The 19,214-nt window shown below is 64.3% G+C and carries 16 protein-coding genes; 6 read left to right on the forward strand and 10 right to left on the reverse strand.

Translation table 11 applies throughout. The features are described from left to right. Positions 1–389 precede the first annotated feature (389 nt). The 3 genes from VMI09_00040 to VMI09_00050 form a co-directional block, all read right to left on the reverse strand. Positions 390–1,871 (reverse strand): glutamine synthetase family protein, encoded by a 1,482-nt coding sequence (locus VMI09_00040; protein HTQ23057.1) that lies wholly within the window; start codon positions 1,869–1,871, stop codon positions 390–392. 62 nt (positions 1,872–1,933) lie between these two features. Beyond that, complete coding sequence (locus VMI09_00045; GenBank protein HTQ23058.1) at positions 1,934–2,515, reverse strand: aromatic-ring-hydroxylating dioxygenase subunit beta; 582 nt, start codon at positions 2,513–2,515, stop codon at positions 1,934–1,936. Positions 2,516–2,527: 12 nt separating this feature from the next. After that, positions 2,528–3,832 carry a Rieske 2Fe-2S domain-containing protein gene (locus VMI09_00050; GenBank protein HTQ23059.1) on the reverse strand — a complete coding sequence of 435 codons (1,305 nt, stop codon included), beginning with the start codon at positions 3,830–3,832 and terminating at the stop codon, positions 2,528–2,530. Between the two features lie 258 nt (positions 3,833–4,090). On the opposite strand from VMI09_00050, the gene aceE reads away from it, so the two are divergent. Further along, entirely contained in the window at positions 4,091–6,751 is a 2,661-nt protein-coding gene (aceE, locus tag VMI09_00055) for a pyruvate dehydrogenase (acetyl-transferring), homodimeric type (protein ID HTQ23060.1), read from the forward strand. A 4-nt stretch (positions 6,752–6,755) separates the two neighbouring features. Further along, positions 6,756–8,165 (forward strand): dihydrolipoyllysine-residue acetyltransferase, encoded by a 1,410-nt coding sequence (locus tag VMI09_00060; GenBank protein HTQ23061.1) that lies wholly within the window; start codon positions 6,756–6,758, stop codon positions 8,163–8,165. Between the two features lie 32 nt (positions 8,166–8,197). Here the strand turns inward: VMI09_00060 and VMI09_00065 are convergent, their stop codons facing one another. The 3 genes from VMI09_00065 to VMI09_00075 form a co-directional block, all read right to left on the reverse strand. Further along, complete coding sequence (locus VMI09_00065) at positions 8,198–9,268, reverse strand: alpha/beta fold hydrolase (protein ID HTQ23062.1); 1,071 nt, start codon at positions 9,266–9,268, stop codon at positions 8,198–8,200. Between the two features lie 59 nt (positions 9,269–9,327). Beyond that, positions 9,328–9,822: a hypothetical protein gene (locus tag VMI09_00070; GenBank protein HTQ23063.1), complete on the reverse strand. Its 495-nt coding sequence runs from the start codon at positions 9,820–9,822 to the stop codon at positions 9,328–9,330. A gap of 144 nt (positions 9,823–9,966) precedes the next feature. Then, positions 9,967–11,505, reverse strand: coding sequence for a wax ester/triacylglycerol synthase family O-acyltransferase (locus VMI09_00075; GenBank protein ID HTQ23064.1), 1,539 nt, complete (start codon positions 11,503–11,505; stop codon positions 9,967–9,969). A 181-nt stretch (positions 11,506–11,686) separates the two neighbouring features. On the opposite strand from VMI09_00075, the gene VMI09_00080 reads away from it, so the two are divergent. The 4 genes from VMI09_00080 to VMI09_00095 all read left to right on the forward strand — a co-directional run bounded on the left by VMI09_00080 (position 11,687) and on the right by VMI09_00095 (position 15,049). Beyond that, a complete protein-coding gene (locus tag VMI09_00080) occupies positions 11,687–12,271 on the forward strand; it encodes a GNAT family N-acetyltransferase (protein ID HTQ23065.1) in 585 nt (194 codons plus the stop codon). A gap of 24 nt (positions 12,272–12,295) precedes the next feature. Then, positions 12,296–13,114, forward strand: a complete 819-nt coding sequence (locus VMI09_00085; protein HTQ23066.1) for an SDR family oxidoreductase — start codon at positions 12,296–12,298, stop codon at positions 13,112–13,114. Between the two features lie 353 nt (positions 13,115–13,467). Beyond that, positions 13,468–14,112: a GNAT family N-acetyltransferase gene (locus VMI09_00090; GenBank protein ID HTQ23067.1), complete on the forward strand. Its 645-nt coding sequence runs from the start codon at positions 13,468–13,470 to the stop codon at positions 14,110–14,112. Next, positions 14,090–15,049, forward strand: coding sequence for a peptidyl-alpha-hydroxyglycine alpha-amidating lyase family protein (locus tag VMI09_00095; GenBank protein HTQ23068.1), 960 nt, complete (start codon positions 14,090–14,092; stop codon positions 15,047–15,049). Before VMI09_00090 ends, VMI09_00095 begins: the two co-directional genes overlap by 23 nt. Before the next feature lie 39 nt (positions 15,050–15,088). Here the strand turns inward: VMI09_00095 and VMI09_00100 are convergent, their stop codons facing one another. The 4 genes from VMI09_00100 to VMI09_00115 form a co-directional block, all read right to left on the reverse strand. Beyond that, complete coding sequence (locus VMI09_00100) at positions 15,089–16,225, reverse strand: VWA domain-containing protein (protein ID HTQ23069.1); 1,137 nt, start codon at positions 16,223–16,225, stop codon at positions 15,089–15,091. 228 nt (positions 16,226–16,453) lie between these two features. Further along, positions 16,454–17,074, reverse strand: a complete 621-nt coding sequence (locus VMI09_00105; protein HTQ23070.1) for an SCO family protein — start codon at positions 17,072–17,074, stop codon at positions 16,454–16,456. 1 nt (position 17,075) lies between these two features. Continuing rightward, entirely contained in the window at positions 17,076–18,644 is a 1,569-nt protein-coding gene (locus VMI09_00110; protein HTQ23071.1) for a GMC family oxidoreductase, read from the reverse strand. A 15-nt stretch (positions 18,645–18,659) separates the two neighbouring features. Next, complete coding sequence (locus tag VMI09_00115) at positions 18,660–19,208, reverse strand: hypothetical protein (protein HTQ23072.1); 549 nt, start codon at positions 19,206–19,208, stop codon at positions 18,660–18,662. Positions 19,209–19,214: the final 6 nt, after the last annotated feature.

The raw sequence follows: 19,214 nt of genomic DNA on the forward strand, positions 1-19,214 counted from the left end.
ACCGAATCGATCGAATCAAGCTTGCCATCCTTGGGAACGTGGCATGCCGTACAAACCAGCAACGTGTCCGAGCCCTTCTGCTGCGCGCTGGCCGTGGCGTTCACGAAGCTCGCAAGCAAGACCAGCAGAACCCCCTGAAGAATTGCCCTCGACGCTCGACGCTCGCCCATTCGACGCGGCCTCCCTTCAGCTTCGACAAGATTGCCCTTCATACCGCGACCGAAGGAAAAAGGAAACCAAATAGACTGTTCGGCCCGAGCCCATCATCTGCACAATCGCGGCTCCAATTAGCGGTGTCGTTCGAGGCGATCGCATCGCGTCCTCGCGCCTTTCATGCAGGATCAGTACCATCCGGCCGGTATCTTCCTGCCCGCGAGCGGCGGCCCGCGTCAGAACATCTCGAAGTACTCGCGATGCTCCCAGTCGGTCACGTACGCGAGAAAACGCGCAATCTCGAATTCCTTGATTGCAACGATGTAGTCGATGAACTCGTTGCCCATCCTTTCGCGGAAGAGCGTGCTGCTCTTGAGCGCACTCACCGCATCCATCAGCGATCGCGGAAGTACCGCGCGGCCTGTGTCTGCGTAGGGATCGGTGGTCGGCAGCCCGGGGTCGAGCGCCCTCTCGATCCCGTCCATCCCGGCGATCAAATTTGACGCGAGGTACAAGTAGGGATTGGCGGACGGCTCGCCGATGCGGTTCTCGAGGTGGGTGCCGGGATCGGTCGGGCTGCCGATTACGCGGATCATCGCACCGCGATTTTCGGTCGCCCAATTCGCCAGGTAGGGCGCGAGCGAATTGGGGCGCAAGCGCTTGTAGCCGTTGACGGTCGGGTTACTGAATACGCAACTTGCTGCCGCATGATGCAGCAGGCCGCCGATGAAATTGCGCCCGGCTGCGGACAGCAACTGCGACTCATCGGGCGCCGCGAACGCGTTCTCGCCGGTCGCCAGCGAGTAGAGCGACTGATGCAGGTGCCAGCCGCTTGCGTAAACATTCTGCAGCGCGGGCCAGCACATGAACGTCGCGTGACATCCGTGGCGCCGGCATATCTGCTTCACCGCGCTCTTGAACAGCAACATATCGTCGGCCGGCGCGAGTCCGGTTTCGGGCTCGAACGTCACCTCCAACTGGCTGGGGCCCCATTCGGTCTCAAGGCTGCGGATCGGAAGTCCAAGCGCCTCCAGATTTTCGCGCAACATCTCGAGGATCGGCTGCATCTCATCGATCTTCTGCTCGGCCAGGTGCTGAAAGCCATGCGTCAGCAGGCTCACTTGCGGCGGCTCCGCAGGCTGACCGGATTGCTCGAGCCTTAGACGCGGATCGTCGAGCTTCATCACGTAGAACTCGACTTCCAGGCCCGCCATCGAGCCGAAGCCTTTGCCCCGCGCTTCTTCCAGCGCGCGGCGAAAGATGTAGCGCGGCGCGATCGTGACCGGCGCGCCACCGGGCAGATACAGATCGGCCGAAACCCACGCCGTAGCCGGGACCCACGGCAACACGCGGAAGGTCTCCGGGTCGGGAACCATCAGGAGGTCGCCCGAACCGCCGGCTGCGCCGAGCGGCAGGCCGCCCTGGCCGGTGAATACGGGGAACACGACGTGGTTGGAAGTGTCGAAGGCGAACAACGTGCTGACGATGCCGTGGCCGCGCTCGAGCGCCGAGAGAAAGTTCGGCGCGGTCAGCGTTTTGCCGCGTGCGATTCCGTGCTGGTCGGCAAACACCACGCGCACCGAACTTATGCCGTCGCGCTCGATCGTGTCGCGCAGGCCGCGCGCCCGCTCGCTTTGCGCCGCCGTCCAAAGTCCGTGGCGCTCGATGAATCCCGGGCGCGATAGGCCCGAGGGCCTGACTTCATCCGATTCAGCCAAGTCTCACCTCCGCGGCCAAAGAAGGCCTCCAAGCCCGGCGCGATCCTGCCGGTGGGCTGCCGTCACAGAAAAAAGGAATTGTTCTCCTGGCCCTCGTCGCAATCGAGCAGGTTGATTTGCTTCAGCGCGATTTTCCAGACGCCCTGCTCCGCCACGAACAGGTATCCGAACCAACCCGCGAGCGCGCGATGAACGCCCAGGCGATAGGTTTGAATCACGAAATTCGCCCGCGCCGCGAGTTCGTCGGTGCGGCTCGTGAAAATTTCCAGATTGCTCAGCAGATGACAGGTGCGGGTCGGCGGGATTTGCGAGTAGGCGCTGCCGGTGCGCAGCCGCGCGACGCGATCCCGCAGCCGGCGGCGATCGTGAAATTCTCCCGTAATCTCGCGCCGCGGATCGTTGCCGCGTCTGACCGGTATCCAGTAGATGCACTCGCGGCTGAACAGTTCGAGCCAGCGCTCGAACTCGCCGTCGTCGAGCAGCCGCGCCTCGCGTTTGATCAGCCGTTCGCACGCCTGCTCTAGTTCGCGCGCCGGCGGCTCTGCGGGATTCTTCCACGTGCTTTCGAGCGCCGTCAGCCGCTCGTAGAGCGCGTCGTTGACGTAGCGATACGGCTCGCCCGCGCCGGAGTCGTCCTTCGTCACCAAAGCCGGCTCCTATTGCACCGTGAGATTGAGCTCGGCACTCATCAACCGCTTCCATTCCCTGTAGTAGGCGCGCAAGTGGAGATCGTCGCTCACCGGGCCTGTGACGACCCCCTGGGCGTCGGTCCGCTCGACGCCGGTGTGCAGATGGCGGCTGATGTCGATCCATTCGAGTTCGGGAATCGCAAGCCCCTGCTGGCAGGCTTCGAAGTTCGCGCAATCGTCGACCTCGCCGAAGTTCGGAAAATCCTCCTGCGTGCGCATCCGCAGCACATTGATCTCGTCGGGCACGCCGCTCAGCGTGGTCGCATACCACGTCACCTGTACGCGGTCGACGGCGATCGGCTCGACCACCTGGATCTGATTGCCGATGATCAGAAGGTTGGGAAAGATGTTGAGGTTCATCCCTGACCCGACCGCAATCTCGAGCAATCGATTCGCTTCCTCGTCTCCCACTCGCTCGCGCAGCTGTTCCTCGTAGTTTTCGCGTCCGGGCTGCGGCCGCTGCCGTTTCCAGGCCGACTCGGCATGCATCTCGGGCCGCTGATCGATAAAGGTATGGCCGCCGCCGAGCGCCTGCGTGTACATGGCGCAATCGTCCGGATCGGCGGTGCCGAAGTACGACATGTCGCGCCCGGATCCGTGACGCCGCGCGGTCATCGCCAGCAACGAACGATGCGAGAATGGCGGATGGTAGCCGTCGCCGGCATTGTCGTAGACCATTTTCCAGTTGGCCGCCATCACCATCCGCTGCGCCGAACTGCGCACCACGATCTCGGCGCCCGAATAGCGATCAAGCCACTGGTCGATAAGCGGACGCGCCGCGCCCAGATGCTGCGCCAGCCCGGGCGCTGCGCGATTAAGGGTACCGAAGATGAATCCGCGATAAGTCTCGAGGCGCGGAACTCTCGCGAGGTCGTAGCGCTCCAGCTTGAAGTCCGGCCCGTAGGCGTCGCTGCCCGGCACCGCCACGCACTTCCCGCTGCTGCTGTAAGTCCATCCGTGATAGCCGCAGGTGAAGTACCGCGCCGAGCCCTCGCGCAGGCGGCACACCGTTGCCCCTCGATGGGTGCAGCGGTTCATCAATGCGTTGATCTTGCCGCCGCCATCGCGTGTGATGATGATCGGCCTAAGGCCGAGCGTGCGCGCGACGAAATCGTTGGGCTTGGCGATCTCGCTTTCGTGGCCGAGGTAAACCCAGGTGCCGCCGAAAATCCTCACCATCTCTTCGGCGAAGATTGCGGGGTCGGTGTAGAGCGAGCGATGCACCCGCCCTTCCTGCACCAGGTGATCCCATCGCGAGACCGCGTCGTGCATAGGTCACAGGCGATAACGCGAAGCATCCGGCTGCGTCAACAGGGCGGATATCGCTCTGGATAACCCGCGGCCGCTTGCGCGGCGGCCCCGCGATGCCCGCGCCGGCCAGGCCGGCGGTCTCGAAGGCGCGGACGCAAGAGACCCCGGGACGCGGATGCACTTTCGCTGCGGTTGGAGCAAAATGTAACTCTTGTCAGAGGGGCATCGGCGGAGGCGGCGGCGAAGCCCAAACCATCGTGCAACAACAGGAACGGTCCGATGACAGCGATTCAGGACACTGACCCGGAAGAAACCCGCGAATGGCTGGATTCGCTGGAGGCCGTGATCGACGCTGAAGGCGTCGATCGCGCGCATTATCTGCTCGAACAGCTCATCACGGCGGCGCGCCTGCGCGGCACCTACCTGCCCTACAACGCCAACACACCATACTTGAACACCATCCCGCCCGAGCGCCAGCCGCACTATCCCGGCGACCGCGAAATCGAGCGGCGCATCAGCTCGACGATCCGCTGGAACGCGCTCGCGATGGTGGTGCGCGCCAACAAGGAGGGCTCCGAGCTCGGCGGCCACATCGCGAGCTTCCAATCCGCGGCTACGCTCTATGACATCGGCTTCGGTCATTTCTGGCGCGCGCCGACCGAAAATCACGGCGGCGACATCGTCTACGTCCAGGGCCATTCGTCCCCGGGAATCTACGCGCGCGCGTTCGTCGAAGGCCATCTCACCGAAGAGCAGGTGCTCAACTTCCGGCGCGAGGTCGACGGCCGCGGGCTTTCGTCCTACCCGCATCCGTGGCTGATGCCTGAGTTCTGGCAGTTTCCGACGGTGTCGATGGGTCTCGGGCCGATCACGGCGATCTACCAGGCGCGCTTCATGAAGTATCTCGAGGGGCGCGGCCTCGGCCAGATGGGCGATCGCAAGGTCTGGGCCTTCATGGGCGATGGCGAGATGGACGAGCCCGAATCGCTCGGCGCAATTTCGCTCGCCGCGCGCGAAAAGCTCGACAACCTGATCTTCGTCGTCAACTGCAACCTGCAGCGGCTCGACGGCCCGGTGCGCGGCAATGGCAAGATCATCCAGGAGCTCGAGGCCGACTTCCGCGGCGCCGGATGGAACGTGATCAAAGTCATCTGGGGCAGCAACTGGGACGCTCTGCTCGCGCGCGACAAGCTCGGACTTTTGCGCAAGCGCATGGAGGAATGCGTCGACGGCGAATACCAGGCCTTCAAGTCGCGCGACGGCGCTTACGTGCGCAAGGAGTTCTTTGCCAAGTATCCCGAGTTGCTCGAGATGGTTTCCGGCATGACCGACGACGAAGTCTGGCAACTGCGCCGCGGCGGCCACGACCCGCTCAAGGTTTACGCCGCGTACGCCGCCGCGGTTAACCATCGCGACCAGCCCACCGTCATCCTCGCCAAGACCATCAAGGGTTACGGGATGGGCGCCGCGGGCGAGGGGATGAACATCACCCATCAGCAGAAGAAGATGGGACTCGAGGAGCTCAAGGCCTTTCGCGATCGCTTCAAGATCCCGGTGGCTGACGATCAGATCGCCGAGGTGCCGCTGCATCGGCTGGACGAAAACGGCGTCGAATTCCAGTATCTGCGCGAGCGCCGCAAGACGCTGGGCGGCAGCCTGCCGCAGCGCCGGCGCAAGTCGGCGCCGCTACCGGTTCCGCCGCTTTCCGCGTTCGAATCGCAGCTCGCGAGCACCGGCGACCGCGAAGTCTCGACCACGATGTCCTTCGTGCGGATTCTCTCCGCGCTGCTGCGCGACAAGAACATCGGCAACCGCGTGGTGCCGATCGTTCCCGACGAATCGCGCACCTTCGGCATGGAGGGGATGTTCCGTCAGCTCGGAATTTTTTCGCAGGTCGGCCAGCTCTACAAACCCGAGGACGCCGGCCAGTTGATGTTCTATCGCGAATACCAGCACGGCCAGATCCTGCAGGAGGGAATTACCGAGGCCGGCGCGATGTCGTCGTGGATCGCCGCCGCGACCTCATACAGCACCCACAACCTGCCGATGATCCCCTTCTTCATCTTCTATTCGATGTTCGGATTCCAGCGCGTGGGCGATCTCGCATGGGCCGCGGGCGATTCGCGATGCCGCGGCTTTCTGCTCGGCGGAACTTCCGGACGCACCACGCTCAACGGCGAAGGCCTCCAGCACGCCGACGGCCACAGCCACGTGCTGGCCTCGGTCATACCCAATTGCATCGCCTACGACCCGACCTTCGCATACGAGCTCGCGGTGATCATCCACGATGGCCTGCGGCGGATGCTGGCGGAACAGGAGGACGTCTTCTATTACATCACGCTGATGAACGAGAACTACGTTCATCCGGCGATGCCCGAGGGCGTGGAGGACGGTATCCTCAAGGGCATGTATCCGCTAATCAACAGCAGCGCCAACGGCAAGGGGCCGCGCGTCCAGCTGCTGGGCTCGGGAACCATCCTGCGCGAGGCCATCGCGGCGGCCGACCTGCTGCGCGACGACTTCGGCGTCGCCGCCGACGTCTGGAGCGTGCCGAGCTTCACCCAGCTAAGGCGCGACGGGATCGACGTCGAGCGCTGGAACATGCTGCATCCTACCGAGCCGCAGCGGCTCAGCTACGTCGAAACCTGCCTCGCCGACCATCCCGGACCGGTGGTCGCGGCGACTGACTATATCCGCACCTTTGCCGATCAGATTCGCCCGTACATTCCCCGACGCTACCGCGTCCTGGGCACCGACGGTTTCGGCCGCAGCGACTATCGTGCGCGCCTGCGCAGCTTCTTCGAGATCGATCGCTACTACATCACCGTCGCCGCGCTGCGCTCGCTCGCCGACGACGAAGAAATACCCGCTTCCCGGGTCGCCGCTGCGATCAAGAAATACGAAATCGATCCGGAAAAGCCGAATCCGGCAACGGTGTGATGCGATGGGCCCGCTGATCGATATCAAGATTCCCGACATCGGCGAATTCAAGGACGTCGAGGTCATCGAGGTGATGGTCAAGCCGGGCGATCCGGTGCGCGTCGACGACTCGCTCATCACGATCGAATCCGACAAGGCCTCGATGGAGGTGCCGTCCACCGAGGCCGGCATCGTCAAGGAAATCAGGGTCAAGGTCGGCGACAAGGTTTCCGAAGGATCGCCCATCGTCGTGATCGAGACCGCGCCGGCCCCCGATGGCAAGGCCGCGGAATCCGCCGGCAAGTCCCCCGATGGCAAGGCTGCGGAATCCGCCGGCAAGTCTGCAGCTCCCAACGGCAAAGCGGCGCCGCCAGCCGAGGCAAGTTCTGCATCGACCTCGGCGCCTGCGGCCGCGGCGGCTCCAGCACCCGCGCCACCGCCATCCGCCCCGGGCGCCGTAGCCGCGCAAGACGGCTCCTCGAGCGCTCCCGCGGCATTAACGCTGGCCGTATCGCCTGAGGGCGAATCCGGGCACAAGCCGCACGCGAGCCCGGCCGTGCGCAAATTCGCGCGCGAACTCGGAGTCGACCTGGGCAGCGTCAAAGGCACCGGATTGAAGGGCCGGATCTTTCGCGGCGACGTGCAGAACTTCGTCAAAAGCGCGCTCGCCGCGCCCCCGCGCGCGGGCGGGCTGGGCGGGGCGCTCGATCTGGCGCCATGGCCGAAGGTTGACTTCGCCAGATTCGGCGAGATCGAGACCCGCTCGCTCTCGCGCATCCGCCGCCTCTCGAAAGCCAATCTCGCGCGCAACTGGGCGATGATTCCTCACGTCACCCAGTTCGACGAGGCCGACGTGACTGACCTCGAGGCGCTCCGCCACGAACTCGGCGAGGCGCACGCCAGGGACGGCGTTCGCATCACGATGCTCGCCTTCGTGCTCAAAGCGCTGGTCCGCGCCCTGGCCGAGTATCCGGAATTCAACTCGTCGCTCGACGGCGAGAACCTCATCCTCAGGAAGTATTTCCATTTCGGCTTTGCCGCCGACACGCCAGAAGGCCTCGTGGTGCCGGTGGTCCGCGACGTCGATAAGAAAGGCGTGCTGCAGATTGCGCGCGAGACCGCTGCGCTCGCGCAGGCCGCGCGCGAGGGCAAGCTCAAGATGGCCGACATCCAGGGCGGATGCTTTACCGTGTCCAGCCTCGGAGGAATCGGCGGAACCGCGTTCACGCCGATTATCAACGCGCCCGAAGTGGCTATTCTCGGGCTATCGCGCCTGGCGACCAAGCCGGTATGGCGCGACGGCGCTTTCGTGCCGCGCCTGATGCTGCCGTTCTCGCTCTCCTACGACCATCGCGTGATCGACGGCGCGCTGGCCGCGCGCTTCGTCACCTACCTGAGCGCGATCCTCGCCGACATGCGCCGCGCTCTGCTCTAGGCCGAAGCGGCTCCGCAAGTCACCGCGCCGCTTCAGTCGCGCTCCGCGAGCCAGGCGCCGACCTCGGGCCAGAAGTGTTTCTGCGCCGCACCGCTGACTATCATCCCGATATGTCCCGCGGGGAAGGTCAGGTTGCGCTTGTCTTCGCTGCCGACGAAATCGACGAGCGGCAGGCTGGAGGCGGGAAATACCACGTCGTCAAGCTCGCCGATCGCGTTGAGCAGCGGGCAAACGATGTTCGCCAATTCGACGCGCTCGCCGCCGACGCTGAACTCGCCCTGCTTGAGCAGGTTCTTCTGAAAAATCTCCCGCGACATCTCGCGGAAAATCCGCCCGGCAAGCGGGACGTCCCCGGACATCCACTGCTCGAACAGATCGAAGAACTCCGCGTAGTCTTCCTTCTCCTTGTTGCGGTAGAGCCCGACGTACTTGTCGATCGCGTGATGGACCACGGCGGTCGCGGTAAACAGTCCTCTGATGAACCATGCGGGGCAGTTGCCGTAAACGGACGTGATCAGATCGACCGTCTGCCCGCTGAAGCGGTTCTCGAGGTTGTAGAGCGGATTACCCTGGACCGCGGTGTCGAAGGGAGTAGTCAGCGTAATCAGGTTTTTGACCTCGTCGGGATGGAGCGCCGCGTACAGCAGCGTCAGCAGCCCGCCGAAACAGTAGCCGAGCATGCTGACTTTCGGCGCACCGGTCAGATTCCTTACCGCGTGCACGGTATCGCCCAGGTCCTGGTTCACATAGGCATCGAAGCCGCGCCAGCTGTCGGCGCGCGACGGCGGAATCCATTCGACCATGTAAACGTCGAAGCCCTGGCGCGTCAGGTTCTCCATGACGCTGCGCCCCGGATAGATGTCGAGGATGAAGGGCCGCTTGATCAGCGCATAAACGAAGACGAGCGGCGTGCGATGCGCCCTGCCCTGCGCCGCGTAGCGTCTGAGCCTGACCTTCCCGCCTTCGTAAACGACCTCGTAGGGCGTCACTCCTGGCGGATCCTCGCTGAGCGGATAATGGTCGCTCAAACCGCGGCGTCTGCCGTCAAGCGCGCGCACGGCGCCGTCCAGCCAGTACATCGGAAGTTCGGTTATCAACGACATCGCGATTTCTTCCTCTTGGCGCACGCGGCGCGTCCCGGCCGTCAGGTTTAGGTGGCGGGTTAGTGGCCGAGTGGAGCCGGTTTCTTGTCAGCGGCGGCGTTTCCATTGTGGCTGCGCCGGCCGCGAGGCGCGGCGACGCGCTGCGCCGCCACGGGCGCGATCGGCTTCGGCATGTCCGGCGCGGTGACCTGGCGCACCTCGCGCCGCAGACTCTCGATTCGGTCGAACAGCGCTTGCATCTCGGTGAGCGGAGTCAGTCCGACCAGCGGCCACAGCGGCGCAAACAGCGAACCGACGAGCGAGTTGCCGACCTGCGCCGCGCGCAGGAAGACGTTGAGCACGCCCGCGGCGGCGTCGCCGACCGCCGGCGTCGCGACCACCCTCTCGATCGAGGCGTGCGCCGCGCGGACCCACGCGTCGTAAGCCTTCCAGGCCGCGGCGTTTAGCTCGTCGCGATCGGCGCCCGACGTCGCCTTGTGCAGGACTTCCTGCACCTCCGCTCCCAGCGCCTGATACAGCGAGGCGATTTCGTCGTCGCTTTGTGGCTGTCCCATGCTCATCTCCTCCTGACTCAGGCGGCGCCGGAAGCTTGTTGAGCGAGGGCTTGCGATGCTCTCCAAGACTGTCTTGAAGGCTGCGCTCCTCTGCAACGCCCGGTCGATGCTTTCGCCTTTACCGGCGGCCAGCCGGCGGCGCGGTTACGTCATCGCTGAATCGCGTTTCATCACCTGTTCGGCCGCCCGCGCCAGCCGCTCTTCCACGGGCACGGCGTTTAGCGCGGCCGCCTTTAGTTCTTCGAACGAGTCCGCGATACACGACTTCATGAATTCCACATCGGGCATCATCCGCGGCTCCGCCATCAGCCCGAAGAACAGCCTTTGGTTGTAGCTGACAATCGCAACGCCGTATCCTAGCGTGCCCGCGAGCGGAACGAGGCCGACGAAATCGCGCATCCTCCGCCCCGCGAAATACAGCGGAACCTGCGGCCCCGGCACGTTGGTGGCGACGAAATTGATTCCGGTCGGCGCGCCTGCGATTATCCGCGCGATCCCGCCGCTCAGCTCGGAGAGCCGCGTCGCGGCGTCGAGCGCGGTGGCGGCCATGCGCGAGCTCAGCCCTTGAAGGCTCGGCGCGACCGCGTCGGCAGTCGCCACCAGCAGGTCCATCCCCTGCGGCTCGCGCGCAGCCTTGATTCGCTCGGTCTCGAGCACCACCGAGCGATAGCGTTCGATCGGATCCATCGGCGTAGCCATAAGCTCGGGAAACATCATCGAGACCCGGTTGCCCATCGCGCCGGATTCGCTTTCGCGCCGCACGCTGACCGGGCATCCGATGCGCAGCGGGAACCCATGGGACGCGACCTTGTGATGTTTCAGGTAGCGCGCCGCGCCTTCGCTCAAAATGGTCAGCACGACGTCGTTGACCGTTCCTCCGAGAGAGCCGCGGATCGCCCGCAGGTCGCCGAAGGAGACCCCCAGGTATGCGAGCGAACGCGAGTGGCTGACCAGGCCTGCGTTCCAGGGCGCGGCGACGATCGGCCGCGACATCATCTGGAGCATCTGCGCAGCCGCGGCGGCCATCGCGGCGCTCCGCTCGGCCAGGTCGGCCGGCGAGCCGAGAAGCCGTCCGGCCTCGCCCATCTCATCGAGGCGGCTTCGCACGAGCGCCGCCGCCGCATCGAGCAGCGACCTCGAAGTGTCGGGGAGTTTTTGCGGCGACCACGGCGGCTCTTCGGGCGCAGGCGCGTGAGCGTCGGGCCGCAAATCCATCGCGGCCGAGATCACCTGCAGCGCCGAGACGCCGTCCACGATCGAGTGATGGATTTTCCATAGCAGCGCCGAGCGCCCGCCCTCGAGACCTCCGAACAGATGCAACTCCCAGAGCGGACGGTTGCGCTCGAGCATGGTTTCGTTGAGGCGCATCGCCGCTTCGGTCATCTCCGCGTCCGTGCAACGGCGAGGCAGCACGTGGTGCCAGATATGGTTGCTCGGCGCGAAATCCGGATCGTCTTCCAGCGTCGCGTGCGCAAGATTGAACGGCGCAAACACCACGCGCTGGCGGAATCGCGGCAAAAGATGGACGCGGCGCGCGAAATGCTCGGTCAGCCGCTCGGGCTCGATCTCGCCCTCGAAGGTCTGGAGGACCCCGATGTGGAGCGGTCCGTTGGCCGTCTCGTTGTAGAGAAAGGAAGCGTCCTGGGTGCTCAGGCGGCGTGCAAGTTTGCTTCCCTCGGCCATCTCCGGACGCCCCCGGTTCTGATTCGTCGCAGGCCCTCAACGATGCGCCATTCGGCGCTTTCCGTCAAATTCAATCATCCCGCGAAGACGCGCGGAGCGTTCCACAAAAGCGTTACAGCTTTGATAACTTGTTCCGCAATCACCGATTTTCATGTCGTCGCCACCATCAGGGAGTAAACCGATGGCAAAACAGAGTACCGGCGAAAATTCCGGCTATCCCAGGGAATTGAAACTCTCCGACGGCCGGCCGGTCTCGTTCAGGCTGATGCAGGCGGGGGACAAGGAAAAAGTTCTTGGCTTTGCGCGATCGCTCCCGCCCGACGACCTGCTCTTCCTGCGCACGGACATCACCGAACCTGCGCTGGTTGACGAATGGATCGGAAATATCGAGAAGGGCGCGACGGTGACCGTGCTCGCGGAAGTTGACGGCGAGATGGCCGGCTACGCCAGTCTGCATCTCGAGCAGGCGCGATGGACGCGCAGGATTGGCGAAATTCGCGTCCAGGTCGGCGTCGCCTACCGCGGTGCGGGCCTCGGCCGTCAACTGAACGCGCAGATCTTCCGCCTCGGACAGGCACGCGGGCTCAAGAAGATGGCCGCGATGATGACGCCCGATCAGGCCGGCGCGCGCGCGGCGTTCGAGAAGATAGGCTTCAGCGTCGAAGCGCTGCTGCAGGACTGGGTGGTCGATCGCACGGGCCGGCCCCGCGACCTTCTAATCATGAGCCACGACCTCGAAGGGCTGAGCGATCACGTGACCGCGTAGCCCTCGCTCATCAGGGTTCCGGCAATGGCGGCCAGCAGCTATTTCCGCGATCGCAACGCGCTGATAACGGGCGCCTCGAGCGGTATCGGACGCGACGTCGCGCTCGGGCTAAGCCGGATGGGTGCGCGAGTCGCGCTGCTGGCCAGGCGCACCGCGCATCTCGACCAACTCAAGCGGGAAATTGAAGCTGGTGGCGGCGAGGCGCTGGTGCTCGGCGCCGACGTAACCCGCCCGAACGAAGTTCGCGCTTCCGTGGACTGCATGCTCGAGGCATTCGGCGCGATCGATATTCTGGTGAACTCGGCCGGCGTTCTGATCCAGGGAAGCGTCGAGACCATGAAGCCCGCCGACCTTCAGCGGATGATGGAAGTGAATCTCCACGGCACCTTGCACGCGATCCAGGCCGTAACTCCGTCGATGCGCGCGCGAGCGCGCGGGAACATCGTCAACATCGCGTCGCTCGCCGGCCGCCGCGGAGTGCCGCCGCTCGGCGGATACTGCGCCACGAAGTTTGCGGTAGTCGGACTGACCGAAGCGCTCCGCGTCGAACTGTACGGCAGCGGGATTACCGTGTCGCTGATAATGCCGGGGGTCGTCGATACGCCGATGATCCGGGAAGGCGAGAGCGGCCAGGGCGAGTTGGCGCCGGGGCTCCTCGCGATGCCGCCGCAATGGGTCACGTGGGCGGTGGTTGCAGCGATCGCGATGGGATTGCTCGAAGTCGATGTGCCGTCCGGAGCGGCCCTCGCCGAGAAAGTCGCCGCGCTCTTTCCGGGATTCACCGACGCCGCGATGGCGTGGGGCATGGAGATGCTCAAGTGGTTCAGCCCAAAACCCGGCTAGCCGCCCGCTGAGCCTCGGATCCTCAAGAGTCTGCCTGCTCAAGCCAGCGGCGCGCGCACATCGGATGGGCACAAGTGTCCTTCTTCCGCGCGCGCGCGACCGCAGATTCGTCGCACAAATGATGGCACAGATGGTGCTTTCATTCTTGAACGCTTGAACTTCGCTCGCGAAACCGGCGCGGCGCTTTCGCGAATGGCCAAAGGCTTCATCATTTGCGAAACCGTTGTAGGCCGATCTGTCCGTGAACCTCAGGCTGCGCGTCTTCTTTACAGCATCGGAGGAGGGGAAGCATGTGGATGTCCAGCGATTTGTCGCAATACTTCGCGAATAGGATTCTGCACGACGGTACGCCGATGCGGATTCGCGCGATTCGTTCGGATGACAAGCAACTGCTTGCGCGTCACTTCGACGGGCTCGGTCCCGATTCGCGTTACAATCGATTCTTCGGAATCAAGAACGGACTTAGCGTCCAGGAGCTGCGCTACTTCACGGAACCTGATTTTTTCCGCCATGTCGCCCTGGTGGCGACGCTCGCCGGCGGCGAGGAACCGGACCTGATTGTAAGCGACGGCCGTTACGTGGCATTGGAGGAGTGCCGGTCTGCGGCCGAGCTGGGGCTCAGCGTCGTCGATGCCTGCCAGCGCCGAGGCATCGGCGGACTCATGCTGGAATGTCTCATCGGAATGGCGCGCTACCAGCACGTGAGCCGCCTCGAGGCGAGCGTGCTCGCGTCGAACCGGGGAGTGATACGCTTCCTTCAACGCCGCGGCTTCAGGTCGGCGGGAACGTCCGGCGGGGTGACCCGCATGGGACTGTCGGTGGAAAACGATGACGGCGGATCCGCGCTGGAGAGCATGTATTTTGAGGCTTCGCCTGACTTCTCGCCGGCCGGCCAGGCGGCGCCCGAGGTAATACGAGAAGCCGATACGAACCGGCAACGACGAATATACCTACGAGATCGTGGATGGGTGGGGGATGTCGCGTGCCACTGGGATTGACGGAACCTTCGACGTCGCGGGCGTGGGTATCGATTCGCGGGAAAACGTATATCTCTTCAACCGCGGTGAGCGGCCCGTCGTAGTGCTCGACAAGGACGGCGAGTTCCTTCGATCCTGGGGCGACAAGAAAACCTTTCCCAATGCGCACGCGGTCACGATCGGCCCCGACGACTCCGTGTGGCTCACGGATAATCTCGACCACACGGTCAGGAAGTGTACGGCCGACGGCAAGATTCTGCTGACGCTCGGGACCAGCGGCAAACCCGCTGCGGGCATGAGCGGGATGCCGCTATGCCGCTGCACTCATGTCGCGATTCATCCGGGCAGCGGCGAGCTTTTCGTATCCGACGGCTATGGCAACACCAAGGTCCACAAGTACACGCCGGACGGGCGCTTGCTGTGCTCATGGGGCGAGCCGGGCAACCGGCCGGGGCAATTCAGCCTGCCGCACAACATCTGCACCGATCGCGACGGCTACGTTTATGTCGCCGACCGCGAAAATCAGCGCGTCCAGGTATTCGCGCCGAACGGCAAGCTGCAGGATATCTGGACCAATATGGCGCGCCGGTGCGCGATGTATATCGACACGCGCGATTCGCAGTTGTGCTATATCGGCGAGCTCTCCAGTTCATGGTGGTGCCAGCTCGCGCCGGAACTGTGGAAAATCCAGAACCATCCCGGCTACGGTCCGCGAGTGAGTATCTATTCGCTCGACGGAACCTTGCGCGCGAACCTTCTGGATAATGCCCAGGGCGAGGCTCCGAATCAGATGATCGCGCCGCACGGAATCGCGGTGGGCCGCGAGGGCGATATCTACGTCGGAGAAGTCGCGGCGACAGCAGGCCCGTGGCTTGCGCGCAAGGATCCGGCGCGCCCGTTTCGCATGGTGATTAAGCTCCGTCGGGTGAAAGAATCATCCACGGCGCCGGGGAACTGACCGCGCGCACGCCGCGGGCGCACTAAAGCGCCAGGCGCGCTAGGGATTCGGCGCGCCCGCGTAGGCCGACGGCGCATCGGGGCCGACCGTTACGCCCTTGCGCGCGCGCACCGTAAGCTCCGGCCTTCCTGGAACGTCCACGCGCAGGCTCCGGTAGCCCGGCATCGTTGGATCAGGCACGACGAAGCCCGCGGTGTATTGCTCGCGCAACTCGTTGCTGATCGCCATGCAATCCTGCCGCAACAGCTCGCCGTCGCCTACTTCGCCGAGCAGGAAGGTGCGCGCGCCGCTCTCGGTCGACAGCTCGCGCAGCATCTCCGCGTCCACGTGATCGCGATTGCCGCCGAACAGCAGCGAACCCACGCCAAAGCCGATCTTGCTCGAGTTGGGATCGCCGATTCCGATCGAATAGATCAGCACGCCCATCCGCCGCGCTCGCCGCACGACCTCAGGGAGCGTGGCACGGCTCGCGTTGTCCATCCCGTCGGTGACGACGAGCAGCGCCTTCTTGTCGTAACGGCCGCGGGCGATCATGCGAAGCGCGTCCATCAGCGTGTCGAAAATCGCGGTATCGCCGTAGGCGTGGAGCAGGCCGAGCCTGCGCATCACGAGGTCGTGATTGGTGGTGAAGGGCTGCAGCAGGAATTCCTGGTCGGAGAATGCGTACAGAAAAATATCGTCGTTCGGGTTGAGTTCGCGGATGAACTGCGCGATCGCGGCCCGCGCCTGCGGAATCTTGGGCTCCATGCTGCCCGAGGTATCCACCAGGATCCCAACCGACACCGGCGTGTTGGTGTCGCGGCGCAAAAATTCGAGCGGACGCTGGGTACCGTCGACATAGATGCGGAAATCACCCTTCTGCAGGCCGGTAACGTAGTGCCCGCTCTGATCGGTGACGGTTACAGTCAGCTGCTCGTAGCCGCTCTGGCCGCGGAGCGCCCTCGACGGAACTTCCAGCTCGGGACCCTGTTGCGGCGCGAGCGGCGCCGTCGGCGCCTCCTCTGCACCCCCCTGGCTTGCCGGCGCCGAAGGCACCTCGAGCACAGAATCGCCCTGGTGACGGACTTGCGGCGGAGGCGCGCCGAATCCGCCCTGCTGCGAGGTCGCCGGCGAGGCCCCGGCAAGGAGCATCGCGACAAGACCGAGCGCCGCCGCCCCAATTCGACCGCGTCGCATTCTACCCGGCGTCACGCCCTTGCCCGATTCCTTCCCCAAGATCATCCCCCGATCGACCGGCGCACGAACGTAGGAAATACCTTTTCACAGCTCCCGCAGCAATTAAAACGCCGGATGGCGGTGATTTGTTTCAGCCGCAAGCCCCCGCCGGAACTCGGGATCCGGTGCGCCGGCATGAGACCGCCGGCCTGAGGGCGCGAATGATGAACAAAAAACGAAGGACTCGGTCTAACGAAGCGAAGCGGCGTTCCTGATGTCCGACGCGATCGTCTCGGGGCGGGTCGTAACTCCGCTGTAACGGCGCACTCCGGCGCCGTCGGGCCTTAGCAGGAACAGTTCAAGAACGTGGTCCGACTTGTTCTCCTCGGCCGCCACTCCATAAAGCGCGAGGAGGTGGCGGATGTCCGCGGGCGCGCCGGTCAGAAACACCCATCCGTCCGAGTTCACGCCCTGCGCCTTGGCATAGGCGAGAAGTTCGGGCGACCCGTCCTCGTCGGGCTCGGTCGTGATCGAAAGCATCGTAACTTCAGAATCGAACCCGGTTCCGAGCGAGCGCGCGACCTGCTTCATGTTGGCGGTAATCAGCTCGCAGGGGCCTTCGCATTGCGTATGGATGAAGGCGACGAGCGCGGGCTTGCCCTTCAACGAGGAAAGCGAAATCGCCCTGCCGTTCTGATCCGTAAAGCTTATCTTTGGCAGCCCGTCGGCGAGGCCAAGCTGCGTTTCGGACACGGCCTTGCCACGTTCGGCCCGCGCGGCGGGGGCAAACGCGAGCGCGAATATCGCCGCCACGGACACGATCCATACCGCCGCCGGCGTACTCCGCCCGCTAAGCCGACGCTGCGTCATTTTAGAGGTTCCGCTTCGCGCTCTCGGCGCCAATGTGATCGGCTTGCCTGATCGCCAGGGTCACGATCGTGAGCGTCGGGTTTTCGCCGCCGCTGGTAGTGAACTGGCTGCCGTCGGAGATGAAGAGATTCTTCACGTCGTGAGTCTGGCCCCACTTGTTGCACACGCCGTCGGCGGGACGCTCGCTCATCCGGCAGGTGCCCATGTTATGCGTGGACGGATACGGAGGCACCTCGATCGTTTTGATCGCTCCGACCGCATTGTAAACCGCAGCGCCCTGCTTGTACCCGTAGTTGCGCATCGCGACGTCGTTCGGATGATCGTCGTAGTGCACGTTGGGAATCGGCAGGCCCCACTGATCCTCCTCCGTCGGATGGAGGGTCACGGCGTTGGTCTCCTGCGGCATGTCCTCGCCGACGATCCACATCCCGGCCATGTTGGGATACTGTTCGAGGATGCTGGTGTAGTCGCGTCCCCACGCTCCCGGATCGAGGAACGCCGCCGCGAACGGCAATCCGAGCGAGACGGTTTCCATCTCGAACCCGCCGGCGAACCCGCGCTTGGTATTCAACCGGGCTTCGTCCGTGATGATTCCGGCCATCACGGTGCCGCGATACATGTGCACGGGCTTCTCGAAGATGGCGTAAACCGACCCGGTCGTATGCCGCATATAGTTCTTGCCGACCTGGCCCGAGGAATTCGCCAGCCCGTGCGGGAAAGTGGACGAGGCGGAATTGAGCAGGAGCCGCGGGCTTTCGATCGAGTTGCAGGCTACGCACACGATTCGCGCCTTCTGCTCAACGTGCCTGCCGTTCTTGTCGGCGTAGAGCACGCCGGTCGCCTTGCCGCTCGCGTCGTGCTCAATCCGGAGCGCGTGCGACTCCGGCCGCAGATCGAGTCTGCCGGTGGCCTCGGCCTTGGGGATTTCCGTGTACAGCGTGGACCACTTCGCTCCCGACTTGCAGCCCTGGAAGCAGAATCCGAGCTGCCAGCAGGAGGCCCGGCGATCGCGCGGCCGGCTGTTAATGGCCAGGTGCCCGGTGTGCACGGTCTTGTATCCGACGCGCGTCGCTCCGTTATACATCACCTTGAAGTTGTTGTTGCCGGGCAATCCGGGAATATCGTTGGTCCGCGTGACGCCCATCTTGTCTTCGGCCTTGGCGTAGTATGGCGCCAGTTCCGCGAGATCGAGCGGCCAGTCGAGAAGGTTCGCGCCGGCGACGCTCGAATAGGCAGTCTTGGCCTTGAACTCGTGCTCCTGGAAGCGGAGCGAGGCGCCCGCCCAGTGCGTGGTGGTCCCGCCGACCGTCTTGCAGGTCCACGCCGGCAGATTGGGAAAGTCCCTTGCCACCCGCCAGGTGCCCGAGGCGGTACGCTTGTCGAGCCATGCGAGCTGCTTGAACGCGAACCATTCGTCGTTGCGGAAGGTCTGCGATGACTGCCGCTGCCCCGCCTCGAGCAGCACGACCTTGAACCCCTTGTGGCAGAGCTCGTTCGCGAGCGTCGCGCCGCCCGCACCCGAGCCGATGACGACTACTACCGAATCGTCTTTGAGATCGAATCGACTCACGGCACGCCCCTTTGGTCAGCCTGCTTTCGGGCTTGCCGCTTCGGGTGGATCGGGCAGCCAGTTCAGGTCGTTGAAGCCATGATGCAGGTAGCCGCCGAACGGGTAGGAGGCGCCCTGGTAGCCGAAGACTTTCCAGACCTCCTGGTTGTTATAAAGCGAAACCAGCTCGACGCTGCGCACCTTCTCGAAGAACGGCGTATGCTGAATTTTCTCGAGCGCGGCGGTTTGCTCCTGCGCGGGCTCGGCGGCGAAATTTCCTTTCGCCGAGCGATCGAGATTGGCTACTCCCGCCTTTAGCATCTTCGCGGTGGCGGGCTTGCCTGACGCCTCGACGTCAAGGTCCTCGACCACCTTGACGTAATAACTGTCGTCGAGGCGGTCGTGCGGAAATATCTGCCGCGCCATCCGGAGCAGCGTTTCGGCTTCATGCGCGGTAAGCGTTTTCAGTTTCGCGGTCCAGTCGGCGGCAAGAGCCGGGACCGTGACGCCCGCGGCGGCGGCGGCCGAGACGCCCGCTACCACTATCGCGCTCTTTCGCAGAAACTCCCGTCGCTTGATCTTCACTTGGCT

The organism is Candidatus Binataceae bacterium, from assembly GCA_035500095.1.
In the GTDB taxonomy this organism is placed as follows: Bacteria; Desulfobacterota; Binatia; order Binatales; family Binataceae; genus JAKAVN01.

Bases quoted from the DNA above. Each gene is read 5' to 3' on its own strand.
- VMI09_00050 (HTQ23059.1), bottom strand. From the start codon at position 3,832: ATGCACGACGCGGTCTCGCGATGGGATCACCTGGTGCAGGAAGGGCGG.
- aceE (HTQ23060.1), top strand. From the start codon at position 4,091: ATGACAGCGATTCAGGACACTGACCCGGAAGAAACCCGCGAATGGCTG.
- VMI09_00060 (HTQ23061.1), top strand. From the start codon at position 6,756: ATGGGCCCGCTGATCGATATCAAGATTCCCGACATCGGCGAATTCAAG.
- VMI09_00065 (HTQ23062.1), bottom strand. From the start codon at position 9,268: ATGTCGTTGATAACCGAACTTCCGATGTACTGGCTGGACGGCGCCGTG.
- VMI09_00070 (HTQ23063.1), bottom strand. From the start codon at position 9,822: ATGGGACAGCCACAAAGCGACGACGAAATCGCCTCGCTGTATCAGGCG.
- VMI09_00075 (HTQ23064.1), bottom strand. From the start codon at position 11,505: ATGGCCGAGGGAAGCAAACTTGCACGCCGCCTGAGCACCCAGGACGCT.
- VMI09_00080 (HTQ23065.1), top strand. From the start codon at position 11,687: ATGGCAAAACAGAGTACCGGCGAAAATTCCGGCTATCCCAGGGAATTG.
- VMI09_00085 (HTQ23066.1), top strand. From the start codon at position 12,296: ATGGCGGCCAGCAGCTATTTCCGCGATCGCAACGCGCTGATAACGGGC.
- VMI09_00090 (HTQ23067.1), top strand. From the start codon at position 13,468: ATGCGGATTCGCGCGATTCGTTCGGATGACAAGCAACTGCTTGCGCGT.
- VMI09_00095 (HTQ23068.1), top strand. From the start codon at position 14,090: ATGTCGCGTGCCACTGGGATTGACGGAACCTTCGACGTCGCGGGCGTG.
- VMI09_00100 (HTQ23069.1), bottom strand. From the start codon at position 16,225: ATGCGACGCGGTCGAATTGGGGCGGCGGCGCTCGGTCTTGTCGCGATG.
- VMI09_00105 (HTQ23070.1), bottom strand. From the start codon at position 17,074: ATGACGCAGCGTCGGCTTAGCGGGCGGAGTACGCCGGCGGCGGTATGG.